The following is an 8508-nucleotide window of genomic DNA, read 5'->3' on the forward strand; positions in this document are numbered from 1 at the left end:
CCTGCTGTCGGCCAACGGCGGCATCTTCGGCCCGCAGGGCAAGGCCATCAACGACAACGCCGCGGACGACATCAAGGTCAGCGGTCCGGTACAGCTCCAGCATCCGCAGCTTGTCGTCGTCCCCGGAGTGCATGCCGAGCAGCATCGGCAGGCCGCGCTCGGCGGCCAGCCGCACCCTCGCCCGGGCCGGCCGCGAACGGCTGCGCCGCGACCGCTTCGGCTTCGTCGGCTCCGAGCCCCACCTGGTGCCCGAACTGACCGCCCGGGAGAACGTCGCGCTGCCGCTGCTGCTCGCCGGGGCCGGCAACAAGGCCGCCTACACCGCCGCCGACGAGTGGCTGGAACGCCTCGACGTCGGCGACTGCGCCCGGCTGCGGCCCGAGCGCCTGCTCCAGAGCCACCGCCAGCGGGTCGCCGTCGCCCGCGCCCTGGCCCCGCTGCCGCCCGTCGTCTTCGCCGACGACCCCACCGCCCCGCTGCACCGCGAGGCCGCCGACCAGGTCATGCGGATACTGACCAGCGCGGCGCGGTCCCACCAGCTCACCCTCGTCCTGGCCACCCACGACCCCGAGCTCGTCCGGTTCGCGGACCGCGCCGTCGCCCTCGTCGACGGACGGCTCACCGCCCCCGCCGCACCCGTCCCCCGCGGCATCACCGCCCCCGGGGCCGCCGGAGCGCCCGCCGTCACGGCCACCCGCCGCTGAAAGGGTCGACGTGTTCTATCTCCGTCTGGCCCGGGGCTACCGGGTGCCCGACCTCGGCCGCTGGCTGCTCACCGCAGCGGCCGCCGCCGTGGTCGCCGCCTTCCTGCTGCGCTCCCTCGGCCGGGCGATGAGCGAGCAGATCGGCGGCGCCGACCCGCTGGTCCGGCTGCTCTGGTGCCTGCCCCCGCTCGCCGCCCTCGCCTGGTTCGCGGCCGTCGCCGCCCGCGCGGTGCCCGCCCGCCGGCCCGAGCGGATCGCCGGCCTCACCGCCGCCGGGGCCGGCTCCCGCCGCATCCGGACGCTGATCGCCGGCGAGGTCGCACTCGCCTGCACCCTCGGCAGCGTGCTGACCCTGCTGCTCTTCCTGGTGCTGCGCAACGACGTCGCCGGACCCGCGCTCGCCGCCGACCTCGGCATGGGCGTGCCGCTGCCGCCCGCCGCGCCCCTCACCCTGCTCGCCCTGGTCCCGCTCACCGCCGCCGGCGCCGCCGCCTGCGCGGTCTCCGTCACCGACACCCTGCCCGGCGGCCGCACCCCCGCCCCGACCGGCTTCGGCGTCTGGCGGATCGCCCTCGCGACCGGGCTGGGCGTGATCGGCGCCGCGCTCGAACTCATCGCCCTGCGGCCCGGAGCCGCCGTCGACGGCCGTCCGATCCACCTGCCCGCCGGGCTCGGCTCCACCAGCACCGCCGCCCTCTTCGGCTGGGCCGCCAGTGCGCTCGGCCTCGCGCTGCTCACCGGCCCGCTGCTGGCCTGGGCCGGGCGGCTGCTCGCCGTCGGGCGGCCCACCCCGCTGCGGCTGCTGGCCGGGCGCGGCCTCACCGCCCAGGCCCGCCGGCTCGGCGCGCCGCTGGCCGTGCTCACCCTCGCCGTCGCGCTGGTGCTCACCACCGTCCGCTACTGGATCGGCACGCCCGACAGCGCCGACGCGCTGCCCGCCGTCGAGGCCTGCCTGGTCCTCGGCTGCGCGGCCGCCGCGGTGGTCAACCGGCTCGCCGAGGTCCGCACCGACCGACGCGGGGTCACCCACGCGCTGCTGCGCCTCGGCACCTCGCCCCGACTGCTGTTCGGCGCGGTCGCGCTGCGCACCCTCGCGGTGGGCAGCACACTGCTGCTGACCGGCGGGGCGACCGCCGCACTGGCGGCCGCCGGACTCCGGTAGCGGTCTCCCGGAGCGGGCCTCAGCCCGCCGCGGCGAGCTGGCCGCAGGCGCCGTCGATCTCCTGGCCACGGGTGTCGCGGACGGTCGTCGGCACGCCGTGCGACTGGAGGCGGCGGACGAACTCGCGCTCGTCCTCGGGCCGGGAGGCCGTCCACTTGGACCCGGGGGTCGGGTTCAGCGGGATCAGGTTGACGTGCACCCGACGGTTCTTGATCAGCCGGCCGAGCAGGTCCGCCCGCCAGGCCTGGTCGTTGATGTCCTTGATCAGCGCGTACTCGATGGAGATCCGGCGGCCGGACTTCTCCGCGTAGTTCCACGCCGCGTCCAGCACCTCGGCGACCTTCCAGCGGGTGTTCACCGGCACCAGCTCGTCGCGCAGCTCGTCGTCCGGGGCGTGCAGCGACAGCGCCAGGCGGCAGCTGAGGCCCTCGTCGGCGAAGCGGTGCATCGCCGGGACGAGACCGACGGTGGAGACCGTGATGCCGCGCTGGGACAGGCCGAAGCCGTCCGGCGCCGGGTCGGTCAGCCGGCGGATCGAGGCCAGCACCCGGTTGTAGTTGGCCAGCGGCTCGCCCATGCCCATGAAGACCACGTTGGACAGCCGCGCCTCGCCGCCCGGGATCTCCCCGGTCTTGAGCGCGCGCATCCCGGCGGCGATCTGCTCGACGATCTCGGCGGTGGACAGGTTGCGGGTCAGGCCGGCCTGGCCGGTGGCGCAGAACGGGCAGTTCATGCCGCAGCCGGCCTGCGAACTGATGCACATGGTGACCCGGTCCGGGTAGCGCATCAGCACGGACTCCACGAGCGTGCCGTCGAAGAGCTTCCAGAGCGTCTTGCGGGTGGCGTCGTCGTCGCAGGAGACGTGCCGGACCACCGACATCAGCTCGGGCAGCAGGCTCCCGGTGAGCTTCTCCCGGCTGGCGGCGGGGATGTCCGTCCAGCTCGCCGGGTCGTTCGACATCCGGCCGAAGTAGTGGTTGGAGAGCTGCTTGGCGCGGAACGGCTGCTCGCCCAGCTCGGCGACGGCCTCCTTGCGCTCGGCGGGGCTCAGGTCGGCGAGGTGTCGCGGGGGCTTTGCGCCGCGCGGCGCGACAAAGGTGAGTTCTCCGGGCTTAGGCATGGTTGTTCCAGTGTCGCAGACGCGCGAGGGCCCCGGACGCCAGGCGTCCGGGGCCCTCCCTGGTACGTCTCGTACGCGCCGGTCAGCTGCCGACGAACGCGGCCAGCAGCAGCCAGACCACCGGGGCGGTCGGCAGGAGCGAGTCCAGCCGGTCCATGATGCCGCCGTGGCCGGGCAGCAGCGTGCCCATGTCCTTGATCCCGAGGTCCCGCTTGATCATCGACTCGCCCAGGTCGCCCAGGGTCGCGGTGACCGCCGCGCAGCCGCCCAGGATCAGGCCCTGCCACCAGCTGCCGCCGTCGATCATCAGCTGCATCAGCAGCGCGCCCGCCAGCATCGACAGCGCGATGCCGCCGGCCAGGCCCTCGCGGGTCTTGCCCGGGCTGATCGTCGGGGCCAGCTTGGTCTTCCCGAACTTGTAGCCCACCGCGTACGCGCCGGTGTCGCTGCAGATCGTCACGATCAGGAAGAGCACGATCCGCTGGGGGCCGTCGTCGGCCGCCAGCATCATCGCCACGAAGGTGGCCAGGAACGGCACGTAGAAGGCCGTGAACACGCCTGCCGTTATGTCCCGCAGGTAGTCCTCCGGCGGCTCGGCCATCCGCCAGACCATCACCGCCAGCCCGGTCAGCGCCAGCGCGGCGGCCGCCCACTGGATGCCGGACCAGTAACCGGTGGCGACCATGGCGACGCCGCCCACGACCAGCGGGATCAGCGGCGCCTTGATCTGCTTGCGCTCGGAGAGCCGGCTGGTCAGCTCCCAGACGCCGACCGCGACCGCGGCCATCACGACGACCAGGAACAGCGCCTTCACCACGAACAGCGAGGCGACGATCACCGCCCCCAGGCCGACGCCCACGCCTATGGCGGCCTGGAGGTTACGGCCACCGCGCTGCTTGCGCGGCTGCGGCTGCGGGGCGGACTGGGCGGCCACGGGTGTCTCCTGCCCTGGGTGGGACGACGGCACGAAGTGGGGCTGCCCGGCCGCCAAGTGGTTCGCCGGCGGCGCGGGATGCACCGGTGCCCCCGGGTGCGGCGGGGTGCCGCGGCCGGGGGCGGGAGGGACGTCGTCGGATATCGCGCGCAGCACGACCGTCTCCGTCACGCCCGACGGCACCGGCTCGGGCTGGTCCTCCCGGAACAGCGGGCCGTTCAGCCGGCCGGACTCCCTGCCCTGCCCCTCGGCGGGCCCGGCCGGGCCACCGGTGGCGGGCCGGCCGTGGGCCGGGGGCCGACCGTGGGCGGCAGACCGGCCGTGGGCGGGCGCGCCGGGCGGCGGACCGGGCTCGGCCGGCACGGGAGGCATGACCTGAGTCTCCTCCGCGTCGCCGCCCCAGTACACCGGAGGCTGCTGCGACTGATCCGAACGGAGGCCCGGCGCCCCGTGGGCGACGCCCGGCGCACCCGGGGGCACGGCGTGGCCGCCCGGGTGGCCGGGGTGTCCCTGGGCCGGCGCCGGCTGCGCGCCGTACCCCGGCACCGGATGGGCCGGGGTACGGGCGGCCTGCGGGTGCGGCGCCGGATGGTGGGGCTGGAACTGCTGGTCGGACGGGCCCCAGTAGCCGGGGGCGTCAGGGGCGTCGTTCATCAGACCTCGAGCAGCTCGGCTTCCTTGTGCTTCAGCAGCTCGTCGACCTGGGCCACGTACTTGGCCGTGGTGTCGTCGAGCTCCTTCTCGGCGCGGCGGCCGTCGTCCTCGCCGACCTCGCCGTCCTTCACCAGCTTGTCGATGGCGTCCTTGGCCTTGCGGCGCACCGCGCGGATCGACACCTTGGCGTCCTCGCCCTTGGTGCGGGCGATCTTGATGAACTCCCGGCGGCGCTCCTCGGTCAGCTCGGGCAGCACCACGCGGATGATCGAGCCGTCGTTGGACGGGTTGACGCCCAGGTCGGAGTCGCGGATCGCCTGCTCGATGGCCTTCAGCGCGGTCTTGTCGAACGGCGAGACGACCGCCATCCGCGGCTCCGGCACCGAGAAGGAGGCCAGCTGGTTGATCGGCGTCACGGCGCCGTAGTACTCCGCGACGATCTTGGCGAACATCGCCGGGTGCGCACGGCCGGTGCGGATGGCCGCGAGGTCGTCCTTGGCGACGCCGACGGCCTTCTCCATCTTCTCCTCGGCCTCGAGGAGGGTCTCTTCGATCACTGTGGTCTCCCTGTCCGGTTCATCTGCTGTTGTCCCGACCGGTGTCGGCGCGGTGGCCGGTCCCGGCGTCGGCGCCGTCCAGTACGGCTGGTTGCTGCTCAGGCCCGGACAGAATCCTGGCTGATGAGTGTGCCGATCTTCTCACTCTTCACCGCGCGCGCGATATTGCCCTCCGCCAGCAGTTCGAAGACCAGCATCGGAAGGTTGTTGTCCTTGCACAGCGTGATCGCGGTGAGGTCGGCGACCTTGAGGTCGCGCGCGATGACCTCGGAGTACTCCAGCGCGTCGAACTTGACCGCGTCCGGGTTCGTCCGCGGGTCGGAGTCGTAGACGCCGTCCACGCCGTTCTTGCCCATCAGCAGGACGTCGGCGTGGATCTCCAGGGCGCGCTGGACGGCCGTGGTGTCGGTGGAGAAGTACGGCATGCCCATACCGGCGCCGAAGATCACCACACGGCCCTTCTCCAGGTGCCGGACGGCCCGCAGCGGCAGGTACGGCTCGGCGACCTGGCCCATGGTGATGGCGGTCTGGACCCGGGTCTCGATGCCCTCCTTGACCAGGAAGTCCTGCAGCGCCAGGCAGTTCATGACGGTGCCGAGCATGCCCATGTAGTCGGAGCGGGCCCGGTCCATGCCGCGGACCTGGAGCTCGGCGCCCCGGAAGAAGTTGCCGCCGCCGATGACCACCGCGACCTCGGTACCGGCACGGACGACGGTGGCGATCTCCCGGGCGATCGCGTGCACGACGTCCGGGTCGACGCCGAGCCCGCCGCCACCGGCGAAGGCTTCACCGGACAGCTTGAGCAGCACCCGGCGGCGCGAGCCGTCCCTGGGGTCCTGCGCGGTCTCCTGCGTCTCCTGCATGGACTTCTCCTTTTTGCACCTACTGGTCACAGGCGCGGGTGTGCGGATGCCCCGCCTGCGCGTACACGAGAGGAGGCCACTGCCGCGGGAACCGGTTCGGTGTCCTGCACGGCAATGGCCTCCTCGTCGTTCATGGTGCCGACGCGAGCCCGCCCGTTGGGGATAGGCGCGGGGTGAGCCCGTTCGGCGTTCCTCCCGCCCCGATCAGCGGGCGGGGGCGGTTCCCAGCGTAAAGGGGCCGGGGACCAGGTGGAACGTGGCTCAGGCGCCGACGCGGAAACGCGCGAAGCGCTTGAGGGTGACGCCGTTCTCCTCGAGGACCTTGGCGACGGTCTTCTTGTTGTCCTTCGCGAAGGCCTGCTCCAGGACCGAGAACTCCTTCACGAAGCCGGTGACGCGACCCTCGACGATCTTCGGCAGGGCGGCCTCCGGCTTGCCCTCCTCGCGAGCGGTGGCCTCGGCGACGCGGCGCTCGTTCTCGATGTCCTCGGCCGGGATGTCCTCGCGGGACAGGTACTTCGGGGCGAAGGCGGCGATGTGCTGCGCGACGTCCTTGGCGACCTCGGCGTTCTCCTTGTCCAGCTCGACCAGGACGCCGACGGCCGGCGGCAGGTCGGGGCTGGTCTTGTGCAGGTAGACTGCGACGAAGCCGTCACCGTCGAACTGGGCGAAGCGGCGGAAGACGATCTTCTCGCCCAGGGTCGCGTTGGCCTCGTCCACGAACTGCTGGACGGTCTTGCCGGCCTCGATCTCGGAGGCCAGGGCGGCGTCCAGGTCGGCCGGGGCGGTCTTGGCGACGTGGGCGGCGATGGCGTCGGCGACCTTGACGAAGTTGTCACCCTTGGCGACGAAGTCGGTCTCGCAGTTCAGCTCGACCAGGACGCCGGACTTCTTGTCCTCGGCGATCAGCGCGGCGACGGCGCCGTTGGAGGCGTCGCGGCCCTCGCGCTTGGCGACGCCCTTCTGGCCCTTGATGCGCAGGAACTCGACGGCCTTCTCGACGTTGCCCTCGGCCTCGTCCAGGGCCTTCTTGCAGTCCATCATGCCGGCGCCGGTGAGCTCACGGAGCTTCTTGACGTCCGCGGCGGTGAAGTTCGCCATGGTGTGAATCTCTTCTCGCGTCTCGCGTGTCTGCGTGGAGTGGCGCCGGGACCGATGGTCCGGTCCCGGCGCGGGAGAGAGGGGCACCCGCCGGCTTCGTACCGGCGGGTGCCCCTCACCCTTGGTACGTCAGGCCTGCTCGGCCGGCGCCTCGGCCGCGGGGGCCTCCTCGGCGGGCGCCTCGGCGGGCGCCTCAGCGGCGGGGGCCTCGGCGGCGGCGGGGGCCTCCTCGGCCTTCTTCTCGCCCTCGATGAGGTCCTTCTCCCAGGCGGCCAGCGGCTGGTCGGCACCCGGCTCGGCCTTGGCGTCGCCCTTGGCGACACCGGCGCGGGACTTGAGACCCTCGGCCACGGCGTCGGCGATCACGCGGGTCAGCAGGGTGACGGAGCGGATCGCGTCGTCGTTGCCCGGGATCTTGTAGTCGACCTCGTCCGGGTCACAGTTGGTGTCGAGGATGGCGACGACCGGGATGTTGAGCTTCCGGGCCTCGCCGACCGCGATGTGCTCCTTCTTGGTGTCCACGATCCAGACGGCGCTGGGAACGCGCTGCATGTCGCGGATACCGCCGAGGGTCTTCTCCAGCTTGTCGTGCTCGCGCTGGAGGACCAGGAGCTCCTTCTTGGTCAGGCCGGAACCGGCCACGTCCGAGAAGTCCAGCTCGCCGAGCTCCTTCAGGCGCTGGAGGCGCTTGTAGACGGTCGAGAAGTTGGTCAGCATGCCGCCGAGCCAGCGCTGGTTCACGTAGGGCATGCCCACGCGGGTGGCCTGCTCGGCGATGGCCTCCTGGGCCTGCTTCTTCGTGCCGACGAAGAGGACGCTGCCGCCGTGGGCAACGGTCTCCTTGATGAACTCGAAGGCGCGGTCGATGTAGTTCAGCGACTGCAGGAGGTCGATGATGTAGATGCCGTTGCGCTCGGTGATGATGAAGCGCTTCATCTTCGGGTTCCAGCGGCGGGTCTGGTGACCGAAGTGGACGCCGCTCTCCAGCAGCTCCCGCATCGTGACGACGGCCATTGCCGTGCTCCTTGGTGTTACGGCCCGGCGGCGGCACTGCCTCGCAGCGATCGCCCACAGCCGGGTCAGGCTCGGTTTGTCCGTGGCGGCCAGGTGACAGCCACGCCTGACGCCCCGAACGTGCCGAGCCGCTTGAACCCTCCCGGCCCGGGGGCCGGTCGAGCTCGGCGGACCGAGCGGCACTCGCACCTGGCGGGGCTGCGGACGAACCGCGTCCGACCGCCGGTGGCGGGGCGTGCGAAGTCGACCCGGCGGACCGGGTCGCGTGTGAAGTGTACGGGAAGCGCCGAGGCGCGAGCGACTCCACGCGTGGCCGGGGGCCCGCCGAAGACCTGGGGGGAGCCCGGAGACCGGCCGGGGTGGGCGGGTTTCGATGGGGAGATCGGACGAGCGTCGTGG

8 protein-coding genes are annotated in these 8508 nt (G+C 72.6%); 2 read left to right on the forward strand and 6 right to left on the reverse strand.

Translation table 11 applies throughout. The features are described from left to right. The first annotated feature begins 131 nt into the window (after positions 1-131). Both ACIQOV_RS15130 and ACIQOV_RS15135 read left to right on the forward strand, forming a co-directional pair. Positions 132-704 carry an ABC transporter ATP-binding protein gene (locus tag ACIQOV_RS15130; protein WP_401048727.1) on the forward strand — a complete coding sequence of 191 codons (573 nt, stop codon included), beginning with the start codon at positions 132-134 and terminating at the stop codon, positions 702-704. 10 nt (positions 705-714) lie between these two features. Continuing rightward, positions 715-1866 (forward strand): hypothetical protein, encoded by a 1152-nt coding sequence (locus tag ACIQOV_RS15135; protein ID WP_401048729.1) that lies wholly within the window; start codon positions 715-717, stop codon positions 1864-1866. A 19-nt stretch (positions 1867-1885) separates the two neighbouring features. On the opposite strand, the gene rlmN is transcribed toward ACIQOV_RS15135, so the two are convergent. The 6 genes from rlmN to rpsB form a co-directional block, all read right to left on the reverse strand. After that, on the reverse strand, positions 1886-2986 hold the full coding sequence (gene rlmN / locus ACIQOV_RS15140; RefSeq protein WP_359900630.1) for a 23S rRNA (adenine(2503)-C(2))-methyltransferase RlmN: 1101 nt from the start codon (positions 2984-2986) through the stop codon (positions 1886-1888). Positions 2987-3068: 82 nt separating this feature from the next. After that, complete coding sequence (locus ACIQOV_RS15145; RefSeq protein WP_401048736.1) at positions 3069-4292, reverse strand: phosphatidate cytidylyltransferase; 1224 nt, start codon at positions 4290-4292, stop codon at positions 3069-3071. A gap of 281 nt (positions 4293-4573) precedes the next feature. Further along, positions 4574-5131 carry a ribosome recycling factor gene (frr, locus tag ACIQOV_RS15150; protein ID WP_359900627.1) on the reverse strand — a complete coding sequence of 186 codons (558 nt, stop codon included), beginning with the start codon at positions 5129-5131 and terminating at the stop codon, positions 4574-4576. Between the two features lie 98 nt (positions 5132-5229). Beyond that, positions 5230-5994 carry a UMP kinase gene (pyrH, locus tag ACIQOV_RS15155; protein WP_329929692.1) on the reverse strand — a complete coding sequence of 255 codons (765 nt, stop codon included), beginning with the start codon at positions 5992-5994 and terminating at the stop codon, positions 5230-5232. Positions 5995-6255: 261 nt separating this feature from the next. Continuing rightward, a complete protein-coding gene (tsf, locus tag ACIQOV_RS15160) occupies positions 6256-7095 on the reverse strand; it encodes a translation elongation factor Ts (RefSeq protein ID WP_401048732.1) in 840 nt (279 codons plus the stop codon). 129 nt (positions 7096-7224) lie between these two features. Continuing rightward, on the reverse strand, positions 7225-8109 hold the full coding sequence (gene rpsB, locus ACIQOV_RS15165; protein ID WP_401048734.1) for a 30S ribosomal protein S2: 885 nt from the start codon (positions 8107-8109) through the stop codon (positions 7225-7227). Positions 8110-8508: the final 399 nt, after the last annotated feature.

The organism is Kitasatospora sp. NPDC091257, assembly GCF_044757675.1.
GTDB lineage: Bacteria > Actinomycetota > Actinomycetes > Streptomycetales > Streptomycetaceae > Kitasatospora > Kitasatospora lactacystinica.